A 23,033-nucleotide genomic window follows, 5' to 3' on the forward strand; every position below is an offset into this window, starting at 1 on the left:
GGCGCGACGCGCTGCGGAATGCCCGCGCAGCAAAAGCGGAGCAAGCAGCCAATGAAGCATTCAACGGTTGGCGCGGCGCAGAGCCGGGCCACATTTTTGCGAGGGCTTGGTGATGCGGATTCTCGCCATAGACCCAGGCACCACCCAGTCCGGTTTCGTGCTGTACGACGGCAAGGTTCTGTCCTCTGGCGTGATGCCGAACGAAGACCTGTTGCGAGTTGTGGAAGACGACCGAAGCGATGCGCTGGCAATAGAGAAGATTGTCAGCTACGGGAACGTAGTCAACAACGACACCTTCGATACCTGCGAGTGGATTGGCAGATTCCAGCAGGCATGGGCGTGTCCAGGGGAAGTCATCAAGATTAAGCGTCTTGAGGTCAAAAAGGCCCTTGGATTGATGGGCTCGGCCAAGGATAAGGACGTGAACGGAGCAATCCTTGCGCTGGTTGGACCTAAAGGAACCAAACGTGCGCCCGGCCCAACCTACGGCGTCTCGTCGCACGCATGGGCCGCCCTAGGGGTTGCATACGCTGCTTCCAAGCAGTTAGGGGGATAGATGGACTTCAAAGTCGTACAAGACTTGATTCAGGACGCGGAGCGAAAGGCCGTTCAGGCCGGCGTGCCAGCTGCCAGGGCGGCGGAAATCCTGATGCGTGCCGAGAGTGACCTGATGCAGTCTCTAATCGCAAGCAACCGTGCCGAGCGCCAGTTGCTGCTGGAGCTGAAGGAAAGGGGCGCTTCCGAAGTGGCGCGCGATCGCGGATGCAGCCGCGCCAAGGTGTACCGGTTGCGAGATAGGGCACTTAACAAACTGTCTCATTTCACCATTGGGAATCGGACACTCGCTTGGTCTAATGCCGCCATCCGATAGGAGATCGAGATGGCCGACAAACAGACTTCGAGTAGTGGCGGGATTGGCTTCGCTGGCCTGCTCACCATCGCATTCATCACCCTCAAGCTGACCGGCGTCATCGCCTGGTCCTGGTGGTGGGTGCTGTCGCCGATGCTGATTTGCATTGGATTGTTCATCGGCATCCTCGTTGGCTTCATTGGAGTCTGCCTGTTCGTGGATAGGAAGCGCTAGCCATGGCCGTCCACTGGCACCAGCTAGACGACGGCAAGACCCGAATCTCCCGGGACTTCGTATCCCCAGCCGCCGCGCAACGCGGTGCCAGCCTGCTCGAATCGGTATGCGATGAGGCGTTCCAGCCTGTTCCGCAACCAGACATGGGCGAAGCCCTGAACCCCGTATCCCAGAACACCGGCGACTAGGACATTGCCAAAGGACAGCCGGCCAAGGACGGCCCCAAGGATGGATATGAACCCGACACGCCATTTCATTATTCCAGACACCCAGGTCCGCCCCGGCGTGCCGCTGGCGCACATCGACTGGATTGCTCAGGCCATCGTGGACTATCGCCCGGACACCATCGTCCACATAGGCGACCACTGGGATATGCCTAGCCTGTCGATGCACGACGGTCCCGGCAGCCAGCGGATGGAAGGCGCGCGGTACGAGGATGACGTGCAGGCAGGCAATTACGCCTTCGCCCGTCTCTGCGCCCCGATGGAGGCTGAGCAAGCCCGACTGGAGCGTAACCATCGCGCCCGCTGGACGCCTCGCAAGGTGTTCTGCTTCGGGAATCACGAGAACCGCATCAACCGGGCCATCAACAACGCCCCGAAGTGGGCCGGCACGATTGGCGAACATCACCTACTGACCCGCGATTGGGAGCGACAGCCGTTCCTAACCCGCGTTTGGCAGGACGGTCTCGTGTACTCGCACTACTTCCAGTCCAGCCATAGCAGCCATGCCATCGGCGGGTCCATCGACAATCGCCTCAACAAGATTGGCGCGAGCTTCGTGCAGGGCCACGAGCAGGGATTCCGGTACGGCACGCGCATCCAGGCTAGCGGTGCGACATGGCACGGCTTGGTTGCTGGCAGCGCCTACCTGCACGACGAGGACTACCGAGGCAATCAGGGCCAAGACCACTGGCGCGGCGTCGTTGTGCTGAACGAGGTAAGGGATGGCGATTACTGCGTCATGCCCCTGACTCTGGACTACCTGTGCCGAAAGTACGAGGGCATATCGCTGGGCACGTACTTGCGGAAAACCATCAAGGACGCGGAATACAAACTGACATTGGCGAGGGTGGCGTGATGGAGTTCAAAAAGGGCGACAAGGTGGTTGTGTGCTTGAGCGGGGCGGGTCACACCACTCGCGAGGACGCGATTGTTGCTAAGGCCACAAAGAAAGAGGTGTGGCTGGACAACGGATCTGGCAATAGCGAATCCGGCCCCTTCAATCCTGTGTCAGGGGAATATGCAGGAGGCGCCGTTCCAGGCTTCCGCATGTACATCCAGGCGGCACGGCAGTAAGTATTCGGGGCAAGGACGCCATGAACAAGGTTGAAGCAGTAGGTGATTGGGACGTTCGGGGGCAGGACTTTGACACCGCCCTCGTCGGGCCAATCACCCCGACTATCATCGATGCAGACCGGCTAGTGAGGCTGGAGTGGAAGAACGGTTTCCCGAACTGGATGCTGTACCGCTCGGCACTGGCGGGGGACTCTCTCTACCTGAGCCGTCTGCGGCATTGGGTCGTCGCATTCTCGGTCGCCTACTGCACAACCGGGGGTATGAAGAAATCGGCATACAGCGAAGAGACTGCCTGCGTCGCCGCATGGGACGCGCTGCACATGGTCCTGTTCCGGCGCCAGATTCAGCCCTATGCGGAGACGGCTGAAGCACTAGGGGTTCACCACAGCACGTACAAGCGCCTGCGGTCGCATCTGTACGTCAGCATGGCGGGTAGCCTGGATGAATACTGGATTCGGCTCGGCGCGGCATACCGGCACATCATCCTTTACGAGCGGAATGCTGAACGCAACCGCAGAAATGCGATTGTTGGCCCATCTTCCCAGGATGCCATCTGACTCAAAGCGAGCCGCCGTGTACATGGCGGCCTGTCGCGACGCCGCAGGCAACATGTACGCGAAAATTGGGTTGGCGGCCGATGTTCTTGACCGACTGCCAAGCCTCCAGGTGGGATGTCCTTTCGAGTTTGAGCGGGTTGACTTCGTGTATCTACCCTCACGCAAACTCGCCAGAATTGCGGAAAAGCGCTGCCACGTCGCCTTGAGGCGGCACCATGCCCGGGGCGAGTGGTTTTTCGCTGCTGCAAATGACGATGCGGCGCGGACAGCCATAGAGTGTTTTTCAGAAATCGTGGCGGCCGTTGCTGGTGGACCTGTGAAGGTTGGATCACTGGATATTGCCGTCTACGACCAAGTACGGCGTCGCTGTCGAGATCGATTCAGGCCAAATATTTTCGCTTTCGATTGAAATGCCCGCACAGCTTCCCGGCACGCTCCACGTTGCGGCCAAGCCATAACCGGCGGGCATGCCCGGCGAGCGTTGGAAGCGTGGCCGGGCACCTACAAGGAGCCAGCATGTCCCTTCGCCTCGTCCAATCCGGAAAGCCGGAGCCGGACGCGGAGATTATCGGGGCGCTGAAGGAAATCCTGGCGCGGGCCGAGGCTGGGGAAATTCTGGACCTGTTTGCCGTTTACGGAACCGCTGAGGCGCGCGAGGCAACGATTCGCTGTCCGAGCGACCTGCTTGGGCTGATGGCCTACACCGAAGAGGCTGCACGCCAGGTCAAGCTGCAAGCGTTGGGACTGGAATGACCACCGTCGCCGCCAAAGCGGGCGAGATGGCCGCCGACACCCAATGCACCTGGGACTACAGCATCCGGGTCCAGAAGGTGTTTCGCCTCAAGGATGGCGGTGTTGTTGGGATGGCCGGGAACGCCGGGCGCGGATATGCCGCAGCTCAGTGGATGGTCAACGGGGAAGAGGGCGAGCCGCCCAAGATGAAGGGCGCAAGCCTGCTCATCCTGCGGCCAGATGGCTCTCTTTGGGTCGCTGACGACGAATTCCCGGCCTTCCCTCTCCTGGACAAAGAGGCGGCCATCGGGAGCGGCGCCCAGGCCGCCATGCTCGCCATGCGGGCAGGGGCGAGCGCTGGGGACGCAGTGAAGCAGGTCGCAAAGATTGACCCCTACACCAGTGACCCGGTGCAGGCGCTACGAATCGAGCCCGTCGCCAAGGTGCGCCGGAGGAACAGGGGATCCACGTGAAACATGAGCTAGCCGAAGCCGCGACCGCAGCTACGTTGAAGGCTGCGCCTCCGGTGACGGTGGCCGCTGCCGTGGTGTCGGGGGTAACCCTGAATACCGTCGTCCTGCTACTTACTGCCGCCTATCTGGTCCTCCAGATTGGGTACTTGGCCTGGAAGTGGCGGCGAGATTCCAAGAGGAAGGAATGATGAATCAGGCAACCGGCGACCTCTGATGAAATCCAAGATTGCTGCCGGCGTCATCATTGTCGCTGGCGCGTCGCTGGTGGCCGCGTCCCCAGCGCTACAGAAGTTCTTGGGTGACTGGGAGGGCGAGGGTGAGTATGTCGTCTACGCCGACAAGCTGGCTCAAGGGCTGCCCACGGTGTGCAAGGGCATCACGCGGCACGTGACGCGCACTCCGATTGTCGTGGGGGAGCGCTGGAGCGAGGAAAAGTGCGCGACCGAGGAGGCTAAGGCCATCCACAACGTCCAACGCAGCCTTGCGACCTGCTTCCTTTACCCGCCTCCGCAAGAGGTGTTTGATGCGGCTACATCACATGCCTGGAACAACGGGGTAGTTGCCACGTGCAGTAGCTCCGCGATGCGGGCATGGAACGCTGAGCAATGGGCCTTGGGCTGCCGCCGTCTGGCGCTGTCCGACACCGACCGTCCGGTCTGGAGCTACGTCAAGACGGGCAAGAAGCTGCCCAATGGTCGGCCTGAGTACAAGTTCGTGCAGGGACTGGCGAACCGACGGCAGGCGGAGCGGAGCATGTGCATGTACGGAGTTCGTCCGTGAAGCGCTTCGTGCTCGGCCTGCTGGCCGGAATCCTGTGCACCATCGGAGCCGTCATCGCCTACGCGTGGTGGCTGAGCGGGCCGTTTCACTGAGGGGCAGCGGAAACGTAATGCCTAAGTCGGCCCAAATGGCTAGAAGTGCGTATAGGGCCGGTTTGAGGGCCTGGTTTGCCCGAAAGACATGGCTGACGAACAAGCGCCTGTGGCAATTGGGCGAGTTCAATCAAGCAATTCATCGCTGGCATGGGCGACACGGAGTAGGCAAGTGAACCCCTTGTGGCGCCTGTCCACCTACGTTCTCGCGGTGCTGGCGGTCATCGCCATCTGTGCGGCCCTGTACTTTCGCGGGGATTCCGCTATTTCCGATGCCCGCGCCGAGCAGGCCGAGTCGGAGAGAGATTCGGCTCGCGCGGAGGTCAATGCGCTGAAGGTCGCCAGAGACACCGAACAACGCAAGGCCAAGGAAGCCCAGGCCATCGCCGCCAAGTACGAGGACGAGAAGCGTGCCATCGAAACTGAAAGCGCCCGCGTTGTGGCTGACCTGCGTGCTGGCAACCTCCGGCTTCGGCAGCTGTGGCAAGCCCAAGCAGCCACCGCCGACCTGTCCCGTGCTGTTGCCAGCGCCAGCCAACCTCATGACCAAGCCGCAGACCGAGCAGAAAGTGCGGGCCGAATTGTTCGAGCCGCAGCCGAATGCGACGCCCAGGTCAGAGGCCTCCAGGCCGTGATTGAGGCGGATAGGCGATGAGCGGAGCGACCAGAGCCAGCGAGGCGCGCTTCGTCGGCCTAGTCAATGGGCGCCCTCGGTTTGAGTTTGATGGCGATTTGGCGCCGTCTTGGCTGGTTCAGGCGCTCAGCAAGCGGACTATGAAGGCAGAGGGTGGCGCTCTCACCTTCAAGGGTAAGCCGGTTGAGGTGGGCGTCGTCCTAACAGAGGAGGAGCGCAAGTGAGCCGCCTTCTCAAAGGCTATGCCTCCAACTACGGCGCAGCCCAAGTCCAGAACCTGCGCGTTCGTCGTTACCAGAAGCGCACGTTGCGAGTGGACTTCAACGGGGCGCTTGAGGACGGCGAGCTAATCACCGAGGTCCGTTGGGACGCAACAAGCCCCTGGGCCACGGCCATTCACGACGCAGCGGTTGAGACGGGCCAGAAGAGCGTCAAGGTCGGGGTCAACTTCAATTTCGCTGGCTGGGGCGCCATCAAGGCGACTGTCCAGACCAACCAAGGCAACACTCTGAACTACGAGTTCTTCATCACGGTCAAGGATGCGCCGCTTTACCCAGAGGCCGTCTATGACTTGGCGAACGGGCCGTTCTACCTGATTGCGCAGGCCCCCTAAGAAAAAGTATCGAAAGAATCTATGGCGCGCGGCGGAGCGAGACCTGGAGCTGGAAGGCCGAAGGGGTCAGTCAACGGAGAGACCAAGCAGCTCAGGGAGATGATCCTCGGTGCCTTGGACATGGCCGGAGGCGAGGCCTATTTGGCCGAGCAGGCCGACAAGAACCCGTCCGCGTTCTTGTCGCTGATTGGCCGAGTCCTGCCTACGACTCTGGCAAGCGACCCGCATAGCCCGCTGCCTGGAATAGTCATCGGGTTCGAAAGGCCCAATGAGTCAGACCGTCAAGTTCCCTGACAAGCTCAGGCCCCTATTCCTGCCGCATCGCTACAAGGTGGCATATGGCGGTCGGGGCGGGGCCAAGAGCTGGGGGTTTGCGCGAGCGTTGTTGATTAAGGGGGCCGAAAGGCCCCTTCGCATTTTGTGTACCCGAGAAATCCAGAAGTCCATCAAGGACTCGGTTCACAAGCTGCTGAGCGACCAGATTCAGGCTCTAGGCTTAGGCCAGTTCTACGAAGTCCAGGCGACCATCATCAAGGGCGCCAACGGTACGGAAGTTCTGTTTGCTGGCCTATCCGACCTGACCGCTGAGTCCATCAAGTCCTTCGAGGGCGTGGACATCGTGTGGTGCGAGGAGGCGCAGGCCATCAGCAAGCGGTCCTGGGACATCCTGGTACCGACTATCCGAAAGGACGGGTCCGAAATCTGGATTTCCATGAATCCCGAGCTGGACACGGATGAGACGTGGAAGCGGTTCGTCGTCTCGCCGCCGCCAGACTCGGCCGTCATTGAGATTAACTACCCAGACAACCCGTGGTTTCCTCCTGTGCTTGAGCAGGAGCGGTTGCACGCCAAGGCCACGATGCCAAAGGCGGACTACGAGAACATCTGGGAGGGCAAGTGCAGGGCGGCGGCTGAGGGCGCCATCTACGCCGATGAGGTGACGGCGATGGTTGCTTCAGGCCGGTTCTGCGAGGTGCCGTATGACCCGGCCCTCAAGGTCCATGTCATCTGGGACTTGGGGTGGAACGACAGCATGTCGCTCGTCCTGGCTCAGCGGCACCTGTCTGCACTTCGGGTCATCGAGTACCTGGAAGACAGCTTCAAGACGCTGGACTGGTGGTCGTCTGAGCTGAAGGAGCGCCGTTACAACTGGGGCAAGCTTTGGCTGCCGCATGACGGCGCACACGGCGATTACAAGACTGGCAAGAGCGCCAAGCAGCTGCTGGAAGCGCTCAAGTGGGAAGTGGACATCGTGCCGAAGCAGCCGGTTGAGACAGGCATCCGTTCGGCTCGCATGGCACTCCCGCAGACGTACATCGACCGGAACCGTGCTGGCCGTCTCATGGAGTGCTTGAGGCGCTACAGGCGCGGTATCCCCGTGAACACGGGAGAGCCAGGGGCGCCAGTCCATGACGAGTTCAGTCATGGCGCCGATGCGTACCGATACCTGGCAACCGTCGCCGAGCGACTGAGCAACGAGGACGCCGTGCCGAAGCTGAACTTCGCAACCCAATTCACCGATACCGGCATTGGCCGGCGCGCCTCTATCTACGAAGGCTGAGATGGCAAAGAAGCTGGAATCCAAGGCGGGTGCCACGTACCTGCCGCAGGATGCTGCGCCCAAGAAAAAGGAAGGGCGCGACGCCTGGACCCAGCGGATGCTGACTCGGGCGCAGGAAACATTCACCTTCGATACCGAGCAGCGACGCCGCGTGCTGGAGGACATGAAGTTTGCCTTCGTGGCCGGCCACCAGTGGGACCGACACCTCGCCGGCAAGCGCCGCAACAAGCCGAACTACGAGTTCAACAGAATCCGGCAGCTCATCCGCCGCGTGACGGGTCAGCAGCTCAAGAACAAGCCGCAAATCAAGGTGCGGGCCGTGGAAGAAGCGGATGTCGATACCGCCGACATCTACAACGGACTTATCAAGAACATCGAAGTCCAGTCCTCCGCCGAGAACGCCTACGACACGGCGTTTCAGTGGGCGTGTGGCGGTGGCTACGGCGTGTTACGGGTAGTGGCCGACTACGAAGGTCCCGATTCGTTCGACCAGTGCCTGCGCATCGTCAACGTCATGGACCCGCTGACTGTCTGGTTTGACCCGGCGGCACGCAAGTTCGACCGCTCGGATGCCCGGTTCGTGTTCGTAACTGAGCTGATTACCAAGGAGGAGTTCAAGGACCGTTGGCCCGGCAAGGAAACCATCGACTTCGACGTACCGTCCAGCCTGGACGAGTACGACAAGGAATGGTTCTTCAAGGACATGGTCCGCATTGCGGAGTACTGGTACGTCGAGAAGGAGGTCAAGACCATCTACCTCCTGTCCGATGGCGCGATTGTGGACAAGGAGGACTGGGAGCCGGTGCGCGACGAGTGGGCAAATCCGCCCATCGACCCACAGACAGGACAGCCGGCGCACCCACCGATTACGGTCAAGTCTGAGCGCGAGGTGGAGACTGACTGCGTCTACAGCTCGCTGGTCTACGGCAAGGGGGCGCTGGAAGAGCCGACGAAGTGGGCCGGCTCGATGATTCCCATCGTCCCTCAGTGGGGCGACCTCATCAGCATCAACGGCGAGCAGATTTACTCCGGCATGACCCGGTTTGGTCGTGACGCCCAGGCCATCCACAACTTCGAGCTGTCCACGATGGTGGAAGTGGTCGCGAAGCTGCCCAACAGCCCGCTGACAGCCACCACCAAGATGATTGAGGGGCTGGAGTCGTACTACGAGCGAATGGGCTACGACGACGCCCCTGTGCTGCTCTATAACGTGGACCCGAACGCCCCCACGGCCAAGCCGACTCGCGAGCCTCCTCCGGTGTTGCCCGTTGCTCTGGCGAACCTGAGCGCGATTGCGACCGAGGAGCTGAAGGCTGACCTGGGGGTCTACGACGCCTCTATTGGCGCCAAATCCAACGAGTCCAGCGGCCGCGCCATCCTGGCTCGCCAGAGCGAAGGCGAGATTGCCAACTTCGTCTACGTTGACAACCAGGTCAAGGCGCTCAAACGCCTTGGCGAGGTCTTGGTAGATGCCATTCCGCACTACTACGACGCCGAGCGGTCTATCCGCATCTTGGGCGAAGACAACGCCGAGAAGTACGTCAGCATCAACAAGCCCATGCTGGACCAGCAGACAGGCGAGGTCATCATCGAGAACGACCTCAGCCGTGGCAGGTTCGATGTCACCGTAACCGTTGGCAAGTCCTACGACACCGCCCGCATGGAGCTGGCAGAGGCTGCGCAGGCCCTGTCCGCCCAGCCTGGTCCGTTTGGAATGCTGGCCTCGTACATGCTCATTAAGTCCATCGACATCCCGGGCAGTGAGGAGTTTGTCGAGGCGGCCCGTCGGGCGTTGGTGCAGATTGGGCTTCTTGAGCCTGGAGACGACGAACAACCGCCTGCTCCGCCGCCTCCGGACCCGAAGCTAGTGGCCGAGACCGAACTCAAACAGGCGCAGACCGAGAAGACCCGCGCTGAGACCGCGCAGATCTTCGCCGAGACCCCTGCCGCCGTAGAGAAGACGCAAGCCGAGACCGTCCGCACGCAAGCGGATGCGATTCGTTCCGCCGCCCAGGCTGGTCAAGCCACGGGTGGATTCGAGCTGCCTCCGGGGTTCACCGCCCCGTTCCCGGGCAGCGCTCAGTAACCAACAGGTGACCAATGACTGATGAAACCAACGTGGCGTCGGCCACGGGGGCGGGCGCGCCTGCGCCGCTGAAATCCACCGACACCAGCGTCGTGAAGAAGATTCTGGAAGCCAAGCCCGAACCGGCCAATGAGCCGGCGAAGGTGGAAGCTCCCAAGGTCGAGCAAAGCGACGACGACCACGACCCGGAAGGGGTCGAGACAGACGCACCAGAGGCGGATTCCGAGGGGCAGCCCAAACAGGGCAAGTCCACTTGGAAGAAAAGACTGGAAAGGGTCCGGCGGACGACTGAAGCCGAAACCCGCGCCGCAGTTCTCAAAGAGTTGATTGACCAGGGTGTCATCAAGTCGCCTGAAGCCAAGCCGGAACCTCCGGCCCAGGAACAGTCGGCCAAGAAGACCCTGGCCGACTTCGACTACGACGAAGAGGCTTTTCTCGATTACCGCCTGGAGCAACGTCTCCAGCAGCGAGAGGCCAAGCAGCGCGAGGAAGAGGACAAGAAGCGTCAGACCGAGGCCGCTGACAAGTTCAAGGCGCGCATCGAGGCGTTTGAAGACCGGGTAGGAGAGGGCGCATGGGACGAAATCGTCGCATCGCCGCTCAACAAAAACCCGGAATACAAGCACCTCGCCGAGCTAATCCGCGACGAAGAGTCCGGGCTCGATATCGCCCATTTCCTTGCATCCAACCCCGACAAGGCGGAAGAGCTGGTCAAGCTCTCGCCGCTGAAGATGGCGGCTGAGGTCGCGAGGATTGCCGAACAACTCAGCGGGAAGCAGCCCGAGAAGCCTGCGCCCGTGCTTCCGAAGAAGACCACCACGGCCCCTCCGCCTCCCAAGACGGTGTCTGGCTCCGGTCGTCCTTCGGTGGACATCCAAGACCCCCAAATGACGACCAGTCAGCGCATCGCCGAGTGGAGGAAGCAGGCCAAGTCCTGAACCCTTCTCGGAGTTAGAAATGGCTAACCAGCTACTCACCACGGACATGATTGCTGACCGCGCTCTGATGCGCTTCAGCGAAGCCCTGTCCTTCACCAAGACCATCCCGCGCACCTACGACTCGTCCTTCCAGACGGGCGCTCCGGCCATCGGCGACACCCTGCGTGTTCCGATTCCGCAGCACGCGGTCATCAACCACGGTCGCGTCGCCACTCCGGCGCCGATGAAGACCCTGGTTCGTCCCGTCACCATCCAGGACCAGGTCAACTTCTCCATCCAGTACACCAGCGCTGAGCTGGCTCTGGACATCGAGGAGTTCGACCGCCGCTACCTCAGCCAGCAGGTCGCCGACTTGGCGGTCAACGTTGAGGCTGCGGTCCAGAACCTTGCGTACCAGTCCATCCCGAACCAGACCGGCACGCCGGACGGTCAGTGGACGCAGCTCGCCTACGCCAACATCGCCCGCAAGTACATCGAGGACAACGGCGGCGGCAAGGGCACCAAGAAGATGCTCACCAACAACGCTGCGGATACGACCATCATCCCGGCGCTGTCTGGCCTGTTCAACGCCCAGCGTCAGATTGACGTGCAGTACGAAGAGGGCGTGATGGGTCGGGCCTCTGGCTTCGACTGGGTGTCCTCGACGGTGGCTCCGGTTCACCAGCGCGGTACCGCCAACGCGTCCTACGACGTGAACGGCGCCAACCAGACCGGTTCGTCCATTGCCATCGACACCGGCAGCGGCACGTTCCTGAAGGGCGACATCGTGACCTTCGCTGGCTGCGTTGCGGTTCACCCGCAGACCAAGCAGAGCCTGGGTTATCTGCGTCAGTTCACCGTGACCGAAGACCTGGCTGGTCCCGGCAACCTGCAAATCTATCCGGCCATCGTCACCTCCGGCTCGGAGAAGAACGTCACCGCCTCGCCGACCGATGGTGGCGATGTCGTGATTCAGGGCACGGCGAGCGACACCTACGGCGTCAACCTGGCCTACCGCCCCGAGGCGTTCGCCTTCGTCACCGTGGACCTGCCCGAGCTGACCGGCTGGAAGAACAGCCGCCGCCAGTTCGAAGGCATTTCCATGCGCGTCGTGGAAGCTTCGGACGCCATCAACGATATGAACATGACCCGCTTCGACATCATGTGGGGCTTCGGCGCTCTGCGTCCGGAATGGGCGTGCCGTATCGCCAACGACCCGGCCAACCTGACCCCGGCATAAGGAGACCGAAATGGCTACCAACGACAACCCCAACGTTGACGACCGTTCCAACACGGCGTTCTTCACCGGCCCTATCGGCAACGCCACCGTGCTTTCGGGCCCGGTGTACGTCGTTGCCGGCAGTCTGCCCACCGCTGACCCGCAAGTTGCCGGTCAGTTGTGGAGCAACTCGGGCGTTCTGACCGTCAGCGCAGGCTGACCTAGTAGGGGGAGGGAAACCTCCCCCTCTTCTTTTAGGAGAATCGCATGGCCGCTACCGGCAGCGAGAAGCTGTACGTTTCACAAAATGGCGGTGGCAAGTCCACCGTGACGGCCGCCGAGGTTGCGGCACTGGCGACTGGCGCATTGCCCGCCCCAACTGCATCGACGCGCGGTGGCGTGCTTCGTGGGACCGCCGTGGCCAACTGCACCGTGGCTGCCGACGGCACTTCGGCTGGTACTCAGCTAAATCTGCTTCTGGCCCAACTGCGCGCCGCCGGCATCATCGCGTCGAGCTAAGCCATGACGACCGTCGCCGAGTTCGCCAAGGACGTACTGGGAACCCTGCAAGTCATCAACCCGGTGCAGCCCGTATCCGATGCGGACATGCAGACGGTCATTCGCTTCCTCAATCGGTTCGTTACGCGCCTGGAGGCCAGTGGAACGGCTCTCGGGTGGCAGAACGTCAGTGCGCCGGGAGAAATGCTCCCGGTTCCGCTGGAGACGGAGCTGGGCCTGATGTACGCCGTTGCCATGACGCTTGCGCCTCAGTACGGCGTCTCGGTCATGCCTGAAGTGGTGGCAGCCGCAGGTAACTTCATGAACGAGGTTCGGAGAGATCAGGCCGTCGCAACGCCCATCCAGCCCATCCTCGACATCCCTGCACCTGACGGCTGGTCCAACCGCACCATCAACGGAAGCACCTGGTACGTCGGATGAGGCAAGTGCCGCTGGACATCGTGGCTGGGTCGTACTCGGACGAAACCCGTCCGTTTTCGTCTCAGGATACGGTGAACTACCTTCCGGTGTTTGCAGAGCAGGGCGGCACACGCACGCCCACGATGCTCAAGACGCCTCCGGGCCTGCGCCCGTTCGTGCAGGTCCTGGACACATCTGAGGACATCGCGCGTCCGATTGGCCCGGTGAGGCGAACCCACAACTGCGAGGGGAAGCTGTTCGCGGTGATGGGGCAGACCTTGTATCAGGTCACCCCGTCAGGCGTTGCCATCCCGCAGGGAACCATTCCTGGCATTGGCCGATGCAGCATGGCCCACAACCAGCTGGCTACGGGTAACCAGCTAGTCACTGTCAATGACACTTCTGGCTACTGCTTCAACACGCAGACTCAGGTGTTCGAGCGCATCACGGACGAGGGGTTCCCGGGCGCCATCAAAGTCATCTTCATGGATGGCTATATCATTGGCATTGAGCCGCGCAGGCGCTTTGCCTTCAACTCGGAAGTTGCGGACGCGCTGGCGTACAACACGCTGGACCGGTTCACCTCCGAATACCTGCCTGACCTGCTGGTCTCGCTGGAGAGCGTGCAGAACCAACTGGTCTTGTTCTCCGAGGGCTCCATGGAGTTCTTCGAGAACACGGGTGCCACGGAGCAGCCATTCCGCTCCAAGCGCATCTCTCAGAAGCGCGGCTGTGCTGGCACGTTCACGACGGCGGTCATTGACCAGACGGTCTATTGGCTGGGCGATGACGGCATCTTCTATAGGCTGGAAGGTTATGCGCCCAAGCGCATCTCCACGCGCCCCATCGAGCAGGCCATACGCGGCCTGGACTGGAAGAATGCTTTTGCCGAGACGTGGACGGATGCCGGACATCTGGTGGTCTATTGGACTTTCCCGGACGGTCTGACGTGGGGATACGACATCTCCTCGGGTCAGTGGCACCGCCGTCAGTCCTACGGATTCAATCGGTGGCGCCCCAACACCCTGACCTACATCAACAGTGAGTGGGTGGCTGGCGACTTCCAGAACGGACGCCTTTGGAAGCTTGATTGGGACTATGTGCTGGAAGGGGATGACGAAATCATCTCCGAGCGTGTCACCCAGACTTTGGCGGACAATCAGAACCGCATGCTCGTCAGTCGTCTGGAGCTGATTGTTGACGCCGGACAGCCGCTAACAGAGCCGGTTCAGTTCCCAGGCCAGCCTATTGGCCCAACGATTGCCGGAGAAGCGCCTGACGGAACAGTGGGTGAGGCCTATGGTCCCTACAGCTATACGGTAAGCCCTGGCGATGCGCCGGTCCGCTATGTCCGCCTATTCACTGGTGCATTACCGCCGCCGGCAGAGGCCAGCCAGCTCACAAACTCAGGCGAAATCACCTCGTTCACGCCGACGATTCCGGGAACTTACACGTTCACGGTGAAGGCGACAGACGCAAACCAGCTCTGGGCGTCTGTGACAAACACTGTAGAAATCTCTCCTCCCCAGTACGACGACAACTGGAAGTACAAGGTTGAGCCGCCAGGCAGTACCGCCGACTACTCGTCCCCAACCTACGATGATAGTGCGTGGCCTGTTGGCCCCGGTGGATTCGGAAGTTGGGTGCCGCCTGGGTCTGGGCTAGGTATTGGCACTTCAATTCCGAACGTCTTGTACCAATCCATATGGCTGCGTAGAACGCTCACGTTTGGCGGCGAGTACATCGTAGACATCTACCACGATGACGGCGAAACGCTGTGGCTAAATGGGGTCGAAGTTGACCTAGAGGTTGTGCAGTACTTCCACTCGCGCGCGACCATCACATTTGAGCCAGGTGATGTCATTGCCCTGAAGGTGACCGACGGCATACCGAGCGGGTCGCTCAATATTTTCGCTGGCATCTCGTTCACAAAGCCATGACCGACCAATACGTCCGCCTTAGCTACTCGGACGACGGTGGCAACACCTGGTCCGACTGGCAGGCCATGCCCATTGGCGAGTTGGGCCACTACTGCCAAAAGGTCGTCTGGACGCGCCTCGGTAGCACCTACCAGCGCGTGTACAAATTCCGAATTTCCAGCCCCCGTAAGCGCGACATTCTCGGGGCTGTGACGGTGATGCAAGGCACTACAGGCTAGGAGCCACAATGCTCAAAGACCCCGAATGCGCGGCTCGATACGAAGAGTCGATGCTGGCGCATGCCCGCTCGCAAGAAGTAGCTAAGGCAGTAAGGATTGCCCAAGAAGACCTTCGCCAGCTTCCTCAGGTTGAGCTGACGCCGGTTCACCGATTCACGGAAGGCCTGTACACCCGCGAGCTTGCCATTCCTGCCGACACGTTCGTGATTGGGAAGACGCACCGTCACGAACACCCCGTGTTCCTGCTGAAGGGGCGCGTGACCATCCGCGATGTGGGCGCAGGCGAAGAGGCCGAGACCATCGAGGCCCCGCGCATCTGGACCTCGAAACCGGGTGCTAAGCGAGTCCTCTACACCCATACCGATTGCGTGTTTGCCACGTGCCACGCAAGCACGGAAACCGACCTGGACAAGCTGGAGGCCTTCCTGATTGTCCCCGAGACTGAACTATTGGAGGCGCCCGAATGAGTTGGGGTTATATAGCGGTGGCGGGTGCCACCTTGGTGTCCGGATACTTGGGAAGCAAGGGCTCAAAGAACGCGGCAAAATCGGGCCAGAATGCCCAACTTGCCGGTATCGAGGAGCAGCGCCGCCAGTACGATCAGTCGCGCCAGGACATGCTTCCGTGGTTGGACGCTGGTCGTGGCGCTCTAGACAGAATGAACCAGACCATGTCTGGAGATTTCTCCAATTTCTACAACTCCCCCGATTACCAGTTCGCCTACGACCAAGGCATGAAGGCGGTTCAGCGAGGACAGCCTGGAAACTTCTGGGGCGGCGGCCAGTCCGCAGACTTGGCGCGCTTCGGCCAAGGACTAGCGACGCAGAACTACAGCAACTGGTGGAATCGAAACGCGGGTCTCGCCAATGTGGGCCAGACGGCGTCCCAGTCGCTTGGTGGACTTGGTCAGAACTACGCCAATGCCTATTCCACGGCCATGGGCAACATCGGTGACATCCGGTCTTCTTCCATCCAGAACCAAGCCAACATCTGGGGGAACGCGGTCGGCCAGCTTGGCGGCCTGTTCGGTCAGTACATGGGTAGTCGCGGCAGCGCACCGTCCGGCCAAGGCTCCGTCAACAACTTCGGCAACAACCTAGACAATTTCCGTGGGTGGGGTTCCTGATGCCAGTCAATCCTGTTGATGTCGTTGGCAACTTCCAGCGCGGTTACCAGTTCGGCACAGCCCAGAAGGAGCAAAAGCGGATTGAGGCGGAGCGGAACCAACTTCGCCAGCTTGCTCCAAGTGTGTTACAGGGCGATGCCTCGGCATTTAACCAGGCAGCTGCCATCAATCCGGGCGCAGCGACCGAACTTCAAGATGCGAGCGACCGGCAGTATCGGCGCCTAGGGAATGTCATTGGAATCATGCGGCAAGCGATTGACAGCAAGAATCCACAGGCTATCCAGCGCGCTCATCAAACCATCACCCCTTTCCTTCAAGAAATGTCTGGCGGCCGCCCCGTGCCTCCGCAGTGGGACGACTCCATGCTCCCGGCTTTCGAGCAGATTGAGCAGCGAGTCAAGATGGCTCAGGCTGGGAACTCGCTGGCAACTCCGGAACTGAAGACATTCAACGCAATGACGGCCGGCCTGTCTCCGGACGACGTGATGAAGGCACGGCGTGTCAACCTCGGACTTGACCCGCGTGCGGTCACCGGAGCGCCGAAAGTGGGCACCATTACTGGCGCGGATGGTCGCGAACGTCCGTATCAGTATGACCCCGCAACCCAGAGCTATGTGGTCTTTGATGGCGGCCAATGGGTGCCTCTCGGTGGTTCGCCTCAGGGCGCGCCTGCAACGGCGCCAGGCCGAGCGACGACCCAGGCAGAGGACGATCAATTTGTCCGCCAGATGCAGGCCTTTACGCAGCAGCTTCAGCAGGCGGGATTCACGCCTGAGCAGATCCGTGCTGCCCAGCTTGCGCAAGAACAGGTTATGAACAGTGCTGCTGGAGTTACACAGGTCACGTCGCCTGCGGCTGGTCTTGCGGTCGGAAGGGCGCCAGAAGAGCAGGCGGCACTGACTGAGCAGGCCAAGGCGAACGTGCAGCTAGGAAACCTTCCGGCAGAACTAGGCCTGCGCTCTGATGCCGCTGTCAACCAGGCAACCAGAGAGGCGCAGGCCAAGGCCGAAATTGAGAACAGGGCGAAACTTGATGCCGTTGCCCAGGCGCGGACCGTCAACGCGGACCGCACCCTGAATCTGCTTGCGGAAGCTGAGCGCCTGATTCCCATCTCGACTGGAAGCATGGCCGGGAGCGTCGCTGACCAAGCTGCTGCTGCCGGTGGCTATGCCACGCAGGGCGGACAAGCTATTGCCCAGTTGCGCACCATCGCTGGGCAGCTGACTGCATCCATGCCGCGCATGGAAGGCCCGCAATCTGACAAGGATGTTCAGATGTATCGCGATATGGCCGGCGACCTTGCCAATCCCAACGTGCCCAGGGAGACGCGAATGGCCGCTCTGAAGACCATTCGCAGCCTACAGCAAAAATACGCAAGTAGACCGGCCGGCGGAAAGACGGTGACCCGCACTGGCACAGCCAATGGGCGCCGCGTCGTCCAATACAGCGATGGGACTATCGAATATGCCGATTGACCCGGCCACCGTTCAGTGGGATGCGGAGCCAGCGAAGGGCGCCCTGACGGAAGCGGACGTACAGTGGGACGATGACAATGGCCTCGACATCGAAATCGTCGGCGGACGCCGTGAAAGCGAGGTCCAGCCAAATCCCGCAAACCAATCCGACTTCGCGCGCCTCATCTCCGGACAGCCTGCGCAGCCGAAGGGCGGAAACGCCGCGACTCGATTCTTGGGAGAGATTGGCGGACGGCAGGTGCTGCAGGGCGCGTATGGCCTGTACGGGGCGCTGGGTGGCGATGCGCTAAATGAGTACGTGCTGTCTCCCATCGACCGCGCCATCGGCTGGGGCAACCAGCTAGGCATTGGAGACCGCACCTACCGTCAGGCTGCAGCTGAGCAAGCGGACGAGTGGGGGATGCGTCGTCCGCAGACCGCGTCTGAGCGCATCATCTCGGACATTGGCGAGGGACTGACCGGCACCGCCTTGACCTTGGGCGTGGGCGGCGCTCTGGCAAACCTCGGCGGTCAGACTGGCACCGTTGCGCCCTCCATCGCCAACCGGGTCGGAACGTTCCTGAAGGCGCAGCCTGGCCTTCAGACGGTCAGCACCGTTACTGGTAGTGGCGCATCCAGCGCGACCCGTGAGGCGGGTGGGGGCGAAGGCGCACAGTTGGTTGCCGGATTGGCTGGCGGCTTGGCTCCTGGGGCTGCTGGCGCAGCAACTGGCGCAACCCTGCGTGGGCTTACTCGTGGCCGTTCCGGCGCCAACATGGAGCAGGCCATTCAGGACTTCGCGTCCCTAGGCGCAACCCCATCGGTTGGGCAGGCATCGGGGAATCGTCTGATTCAGGGCGCTGAAAACCTGCTCGCCGGCGGCCCGACCAGCGCCGGTGTGATGGGAAACTTCGCTGAGCGGCAGGCCCGTAATATTGGCGAAGGCTTGCAGGGTGCGGCGAACAACCTGAGTAGGAATGCCAGCGCAGAGCGCGCTGGGCGCGCCATCGAGCGCGGGGTGGAGCTGTTCGGGAAGAACGCCAACGCGACCAAGCGGGCCCTATATTGGGATGCCGACCGCCACATTCCTGGAGCAACGCAAGTTCCCCTCGCCAATACCTGGCAGAAGGTGGCGCAACTGACCACACCATCGCCAGGTGCCGCAGCAACGACAGGCGCCCTTATCAACCCGAGAATTTCTCAACTGCGGCAAACTCTGGCGCAGGATATTGCCGCTGGCGGCGGTCAGATTCCCTACGAGGCTGTGAAGCGCATTCGCACCAATATAGGCGAGGCAATCTCTGACTACTCGCTCTCTCCGGATACCCCGACGAGGGAACTCAAGCAGCTGTATGGGGCACTGTCGGATGACATGGAGGCGGCGGCAAGAAGCGTTGGCCCGGAAGCCGTACGCGCCGCCAAGCGAGCTAATAACTACACGCGGGTTGTCGCCAATCGCCTTGAGCAGGTCCAGCGAGTAGTCGACAAGAATGGCGGCCCCGAACGGGTCTATGAAGCCGCGATGGCGGGAACCCGTGACGGTGGCACGACACTCCGCGCCGTCATGCGCTCACTCCCGCCAGATGGGCAGAAAGCAGTTAGTGCCGCCGTCCTCAAGAGAATGGGTATGGCAACTCCCGGTAACCAGGATGCCGCTGGTGATGTGTTCAGTGCTGCCACGTTCCTGACCAACTGGAACCGTGTTAGCCCCGAGGCCAAGAGTGCGCTGTTTAACAGGTTCGGGGCTGGATTCAGCCGCGACATGGACCGCATCGCCCGCGTCAGCCAGAACATCAAGGACGGCGCGAAGGTGTTCCAGAACTCGTCTGGAACCGCAAATCGCGCTGCGGCGTTCACCTATGGCGGCTCTATTTTGCTTTCTCTGCTCGACCCGAGCATGACCACTACCGGCGCCCTCGTGCTGAGTGGGCTTGGCGCGAATGGCTTGGCGCGCGTTATGACCAATCCGAAGGTCGTGAATTGGCTCGCTAGATCGACGGCAGTTCCGGTTGGGTCAGCAACCGCGCAAATCCAGATTCTGCGGCGTATTGGCGAACAGGACCAGGATGAGGACGTACTTGCGCTTGCAGATGCCCTAGAACAGGCGCGAGCCAACGAAAACCGCAGCCAAGATCAATCCGCCCAGCAATAGGACAGCTGTACCGATGACTAGGGCGCGTTCCTTTACACCTAAGTGGCTCGGCTCAGCAGCACGATCCAGCCAATCCGGCTTCTTGGACCAGTCTTTAGGAAGGTTCATGGGCAACCCCGGCACGTGACCTGCCAACCCTACCACACCCCATCCCCAACCCCGCTCCGGCGGGGTTTTTCGTTGGAGCAACCTGAATGAGCTACCGCCCTCTGGGCCAGTTCCCCCAGTACCTACTGCCGGATGGCCGGGTCAACGACGGGGGTTGGCTGTACTTCTACGAGACGGACCTGACGACCCCGAAGGCGACGTACTCCGACCCAGACCTGACGATTCCAAACCCGAATCCGTTGCAACTGACGGCTGAGGGGTATCCGGAGAGCGATGTCTGGGGCGACGGGGCTTATGGGGTGGAACTGGCGGATGCCGACGATGTGGTCTACCGGACCTTCAACAACGTCCAGCCCGATACCCCCGCCAATTCGACTATCCCGGCCTTGGTCAATGGGGCGTTCCTAACCAATGACGGGTCCAATCTGCTGTGGCAAATCATCACCCATCTGCTGCTCCCGGACCCGACCGGACTTAACAACTACTTCCCACTGGTGGTGGATGGGGAGTGGACGGCCACCCCGTTTGATGTGGACGTGCCCGACCCGGAGATTGTGGTCAGCCAGACCAACAAGTCGTTCCGGGCCGGTGTGTCCACGGATACCACCAAATTCTTCATCCAGGTGGGCACGGACACGGCTCCGGCTGCGCCAGGCAACACGGCCACCACCAAGACGGTGACCTACCCAGAGGCCTTCACCGTGTGCTGGGGCGCGATTGCGTTCCCGACGACCAACTCCCAGTCCGGCGGCCCCATCGTGGCGTACGGCACGTCTGCGGCCGGCATAACCACTGCCAGCTTCGGGTTCGACGTGGCGGAGGGTAACTCCAGCGGCTCGGGCGTCGTCAATGCCGTGCCGTTCCTGTGGATTGCCATTGGCACCAAGACGGTGACCTGATGGCTGGTCGGGAAACCATCCCTGAAGCCCTCGCTCCGATGGTGGAGCCGGGGCGACCTGGTGAACGTGGCTCCTATCGCCCGACCCTTCAGTGGTACGACTTCCTCAATCGTCTCGCGTCCAGCCTCAACACCTCGTCCGACCAGCAGGACGAGATTGCTGACATCCAGGCTGAGATAGAGCGAATCCAAGAGGCGCTGACGGCAGGGATTGTCGGGCCGGCCTCGGTTCGGGTGCTAGGCAGTCTGTCCAGCGGTTCGGTGACCTTGCAGCTGGTCAATGACCAAGAGTCGCCCGCAGCTGAGCTGTACTACGGAACCGACGCATCAGGAGCTAAGGGATTCCATTCGTTCCCTGTGTTCGACCACACCGTCCCGTACGCCATCCCGGACGGCGAGACCTACACGGTCCGCGAGAACAAACAGGCACCATTCACCATTCCCATCGACATCGGCCTAGGTTCTGGGCTGATTGTCGAAGGCATCCTCGTAGAGGTTGATTGATGAGCTTTCTGAGGCTGTACGAAATGGCGGCGGCTGACGTGCCGACCCCGCCAACTGGCCGCTATTCGTTCTTCTTTGACAGCTCGAACGGCGAGCCGTCGTTCAAGGACGATGCTGGCGTGGTGACTTCGCTTGTAGGCATCCCAGGCGTTGGCGTACCTGCTGGCGGAACGACGGGTCAGGTGCTCGCCAAGGCAAGCGGAGCCGACTACGACACCGCCTGGACATCCGCAGCGACCGGTGACGTGACGGGCCCCGGTTCCAGTACGGACAACACGCTAGTCCGCATGGATGGAACGACCGGCAAGGTCATCCAAGGTTCTGGCGTTGTTGTTTCAGACAACAACGAAATCAGCGGCTATCGCGGGAACATCAATTTCCAAACCGGCACCACTTACACGGTACAGACCTCGGACAGTGGGAAAATCATCGACCACGCAAACGGCTCGGCCATCACCACGACACTTCCGAATAATCTGCCAGTGGGTTGGTGCTGCACCTATGCTCAGACGGGCGCAGGACAGGTGACGTTCTCCGCAGCGTCTGGTGCGACCCTTCGCAATCGCTCATCGCACACCAAGATTGCGGGGCAGTGGGGAGAGGTGACCCTGTACGTGCGCTCAAACTCAGGCGGCTCGGCGGCCGAGTACGTGCTGGCCGGGGACACTGCGGCATGATGTGCCTACCTGCCGGACTCGGCATTGTTGGCCCCAAGGTGGTCGTCTCGGCCTCGACGTTCGACCCTTCATTGAAAGGCGCTGCCATCACGCTTTCCAATGGGAACCTGGACGCCATCAAGACCACAAGCGGATACCAAACGGTATACGGCACCCAGGGGCGGAATAGCGGCAGATACGCCTTCGAGATGATTGTTCTGGCGAACCCCACGCCATCCGCCATCTTGGTTGGCATCGCCGACAAGACCAACTCGGCATCTGTGGTCACCACGTATCTTGGCGACAACTCGGGAAGCGTGGAAACGCTCGGATACAACGACTACCAGGGCGCTATTGCCAATACAGGCCGCGTGTTCAAGCGCATGACTGTGGGCAATGAGTCGGGGAACACCTCGCCGCGCTACGACGCAGGCGACGTAGTGACGTGCGACGTGAACTTTGGAACCAATCAAGCCCAGTTCTACAAGAACGGCGTAGCCATTACCCGTGGCCTGATTCCCATCACCAGCGGTAAGACCTATTACCCTGCGGCCAGTCTCCAGAACAGCGCCTCGGTTCGCATCCGCACCACCTCGCTGGCCTTCCTGCCGAGCGGCGCCACGGCCTGGGGCTGATGCTCAAATCTCAAACATTGCGGCGGCCAGTTCAGGCTTTCACCTAGCGACCCAGGGAGGGCGGGGCTAGCCTTCCCGATATGGCCCGCGACGAGTTCAACTGGAAGACGATGGCGATTGAGCCGCAGCGCCGGTTGATCAGCTACCAACTCGGCATCGTGGAGGTAGCCCGCCTGATGGAGCGGGTTGGCGGCGAGTGGTACGTGCGCCTGGACATGCATTTGTCTGGCGACAAGCTAATCCTCCGCGACTGCCGCAGCTACGAGACCGGGAAGGTCGGTGTAGAGCTGTGGGCCGCGCGTCACGAGGCCAGGATTCGGGCCGAGATTGAGGCCAGCCGGGCGGCGTATCTCAGGACGCAGACGTGGCGGGGGTAGG

Annotated in this window: 29 protein-coding genes; all 29 read left to right on the forward strand. The window is 61.3% G+C overall.

What is annotated here, in order from left to right:
- Positions 1-112: 112 nt before the first annotated feature.
- The 29 genes from ACTHN1_RS08580 (at position 113) to ACTHN1_RS08720 (ending at position 23,032) form a co-directional block, all read left to right on the forward strand.
- Complete coding sequence (locus tag ACTHN1_RS08580) at positions 113-556, forward strand: hypothetical protein (RefSeq protein WP_440470533.1); 444 nt, start codon at positions 113-115, stop codon at positions 554-556.
- The gene (locus tag ACTHN1_RS08585) at positions 557-871 is read left to right on the forward strand and encodes a hypothetical protein (RefSeq protein WP_440470534.1); all 315 of its coding nucleotides are present in this window, start codon (positions 557-559) and stop codon (positions 869-871) included.
- Between the two features lie 9 nt (positions 872-880).
- Complete coding sequence (locus ACTHN1_RS08590) at positions 881-1,084, forward strand: hypothetical protein (RefSeq protein ID WP_440470535.1); 204 nt, start codon at positions 881-883, stop codon at positions 1,082-1,084.
- Between the two features lie 2 nt (positions 1,085-1,086).
- Positions 1,087-1,272, forward strand: coding sequence for a hypothetical protein (locus tag ACTHN1_RS08595; protein ID WP_440470536.1), 186 nt, complete (start codon positions 1,087-1,089; stop codon positions 1,270-1,272).
- A gap of 46 nt (positions 1,273-1,318) precedes the next feature.
- Positions 1,319-2,164 (forward strand): hypothetical protein, encoded by an 846-nt coding sequence (locus tag ACTHN1_RS08600; protein WP_440470537.1) that lies wholly within the window; start codon positions 1,319-1,321, stop codon positions 2,162-2,164.
- 238 nt (positions 2,165-2,402) lie between these two features.
- Positions 2,403-2,939: a hypothetical protein gene (locus tag ACTHN1_RS08605; protein ID WP_440470538.1), complete on the forward strand. Its 537-nt coding sequence runs from the start codon at positions 2,403-2,405 to the stop codon at positions 2,937-2,939.
- A gap of 22 nt (positions 2,940-2,961) precedes the next feature.
- Positions 2,962-3,348, forward strand: a complete 387-nt coding sequence (locus tag ACTHN1_RS08610) for a GIY-YIG nuclease family protein (protein ID WP_440470569.1) — start codon at positions 2,962-2,964, stop codon at positions 3,346-3,348.
- Positions 3,349-3,455: 107 nt separating this feature from the next.
- Positions 3,456-3,692 carry a hypothetical protein gene (locus ACTHN1_RS08615; RefSeq protein WP_440470539.1) on the forward strand — a complete coding sequence of 79 codons (237 nt, stop codon included), beginning with the start codon at positions 3,456-3,458 and terminating at the stop codon, positions 3,690-3,692.
- Positions 3,689-4,144, forward strand: a complete 456-nt coding sequence (locus ACTHN1_RS08620) for a hypothetical protein (RefSeq protein ID WP_440470540.1) — start codon at positions 3,689-3,691, stop codon at positions 4,142-4,144. The genes ACTHN1_RS08615 and ACTHN1_RS08620 overlap by 4 nt, the downstream gene beginning before the upstream one ends.
- Positions 4,145-4,357: 213 nt before the next feature.
- A complete protein-coding gene (locus ACTHN1_RS08625; RefSeq protein ID WP_440470541.1) occupies positions 4,358-4,924 on the forward strand; it encodes a lysozyme in 567 nt (188 codons plus the stop codon).
- Positions 4,925-5,188: 264 nt separating this feature from the next.
- Complete coding sequence (locus tag ACTHN1_RS08630; RefSeq protein WP_440470542.1) at positions 5,189-5,671, forward strand: endopeptidase; 483 nt, start codon at positions 5,189-5,191, stop codon at positions 5,669-5,671.
- Positions 5,672-5,870: 199 nt separating this feature from the next.
- The gene (locus ACTHN1_RS08635; RefSeq protein WP_440470543.1) at positions 5,871-6,263 is read left to right on the forward strand and encodes a hypothetical protein; all 393 of its coding nucleotides are present in this window, start codon (positions 5,871-5,873) and stop codon (positions 6,261-6,263) included.
- A 268-nt stretch (positions 6,264-6,531) separates the two neighbouring features.
- On the forward strand, positions 6,532-7,824 hold the full coding sequence (locus ACTHN1_RS08640; protein ID WP_440470544.1) for a PBSX family phage terminase large subunit: 1,293 nt from the start codon (positions 6,532-6,534) through the stop codon (positions 7,822-7,824).
- 1 nt (position 7,825) lies between these two features.
- Positions 7,826-9,910, forward strand: coding sequence for a portal protein (locus ACTHN1_RS08645; protein WP_440470545.1), 2,085 nt, complete (start codon positions 7,826-7,828; stop codon positions 9,908-9,910).
- Positions 9,911-9,924: 14 nt separating this feature from the next.
- A complete protein-coding gene (locus ACTHN1_RS08650) occupies positions 9,925-10,848 on the forward strand; it encodes a hypothetical protein (RefSeq protein WP_440470546.1) in 924 nt (307 codons plus the stop codon).
- A 19-nt stretch (positions 10,849-10,867) separates the two neighbouring features.
- Positions 10,868-12,067 (forward strand): P22 phage major capsid protein family protein, encoded by a 1,200-nt coding sequence (locus ACTHN1_RS08655; protein ID WP_440470547.1) that lies wholly within the window; start codon positions 10,868-10,870, stop codon positions 12,065-12,067.
- Between the two features lie 10 nt (positions 12,068-12,077).
- Positions 12,078-12,266: a hypothetical protein gene (locus tag ACTHN1_RS08660; protein WP_249887504.1), complete on the forward strand. Its 189-nt coding sequence runs from the start codon at positions 12,078-12,080 to the stop codon at positions 12,264-12,266.
- A 47-nt stretch (positions 12,267-12,313) separates the two neighbouring features.
- Positions 12,314-12,565, forward strand: coding sequence for a head fiber protein (locus tag ACTHN1_RS08665; RefSeq protein WP_440470548.1), 252 nt, complete (start codon positions 12,314-12,316; stop codon positions 12,563-12,565).
- A gap of 3 nt (positions 12,566-12,568) precedes the next feature.
- On the forward strand, positions 12,569-12,985 hold the full coding sequence (locus ACTHN1_RS08670; RefSeq protein WP_440470549.1) for a hypothetical protein: 417 nt from the start codon (positions 12,569-12,571) through the stop codon (positions 12,983-12,985).
- Between the two features lie 5 nt (positions 12,986-12,990).
- Complete coding sequence (locus ACTHN1_RS08675) at positions 12,991-14,904, forward strand: hypothetical protein (RefSeq protein ID WP_440470550.1); 1,914 nt, start codon at positions 12,991-12,993, stop codon at positions 14,902-14,904.
- Between the two features lie 226 nt (positions 14,905-15,130).
- On the forward strand, positions 15,131-15,589 hold the full coding sequence (locus tag ACTHN1_RS08680) for a hypothetical protein (protein ID WP_440470551.1): 459 nt from the start codon (positions 15,131-15,133) through the stop codon (positions 15,587-15,589).
- Positions 15,586-16,248 (forward strand): hypothetical protein, encoded by a 663-nt coding sequence (locus ACTHN1_RS08685; protein WP_440470552.1) that lies wholly within the window; start codon positions 15,586-15,588, stop codon positions 16,246-16,248. The genes ACTHN1_RS08680 and ACTHN1_RS08685 overlap by 4 nt, the downstream gene beginning before the upstream one ends.
- Positions 16,248-17,723, forward strand: coding sequence for a hypothetical protein (locus ACTHN1_RS08690; RefSeq protein ID WP_440470553.1), 1,476 nt, complete (start codon positions 16,248-16,250; stop codon positions 17,721-17,723). The genes ACTHN1_RS08685 and ACTHN1_RS08690 overlap by 1 nt, the downstream gene beginning before the upstream one ends.
- The gene (locus ACTHN1_RS08695) at positions 17,713-19,854 is read left to right on the forward strand and encodes a hypothetical protein (RefSeq protein ID WP_440470554.1); all 2,142 of its coding nucleotides are present in this window, start codon (positions 17,713-17,715) and stop codon (positions 19,852-19,854) included. Before ACTHN1_RS08690 ends, ACTHN1_RS08695 begins: the two co-directional genes overlap by 11 nt.
- A gap of 194 nt (positions 19,855-20,048) precedes the next feature.
- Positions 20,049-20,861 carry a hypothetical protein gene (locus tag ACTHN1_RS08700; protein WP_440470555.1) on the forward strand — a complete coding sequence of 271 codons (813 nt, stop codon included), beginning with the start codon at positions 20,049-20,051 and terminating at the stop codon, positions 20,859-20,861.
- Complete coding sequence (locus tag ACTHN1_RS08705; protein WP_440470556.1) at positions 20,861-21,364, forward strand: hypothetical protein; 504 nt, start codon at positions 20,861-20,863, stop codon at positions 21,362-21,364. Before ACTHN1_RS08700 ends, ACTHN1_RS08705 begins: the two co-directional genes overlap by 1 nt.
- Complete coding sequence (locus ACTHN1_RS08710; protein WP_440470557.1) at positions 21,364-22,041, forward strand: hypothetical protein; 678 nt, start codon at positions 21,364-21,366, stop codon at positions 22,039-22,041. The genes ACTHN1_RS08705 and ACTHN1_RS08710 overlap by 1 nt, the downstream gene beginning before the upstream one ends.
- Complete coding sequence (locus ACTHN1_RS08715; protein ID WP_440470558.1) at positions 22,038-22,655, forward strand: SPRY domain-containing protein; 618 nt, start codon at positions 22,038-22,040, stop codon at positions 22,653-22,655. The genes ACTHN1_RS08710 and ACTHN1_RS08715 overlap by 4 nt, the downstream gene beginning before the upstream one ends.
- Before the next feature lie 80 nt (positions 22,656-22,735).
- The gene (locus ACTHN1_RS08720; protein ID WP_440470559.1) at positions 22,736-23,032 is read left to right on the forward strand and encodes a hypothetical protein; all 297 of its coding nucleotides are present in this window, start codon (positions 22,736-22,738) and stop codon (positions 23,030-23,032) included.
- The last annotated feature ends 1 nt before the right edge of the window (position 23,033 follow it).

Source organism: Pseudoxanthomonas sp. (assembly GCF_051953815.1).
Classification (GTDB): domain Bacteria; phylum Pseudomonadota; class Gammaproteobacteria; order Xanthomonadales; family Xanthomonadaceae; genus Pseudoxanthomonas_A.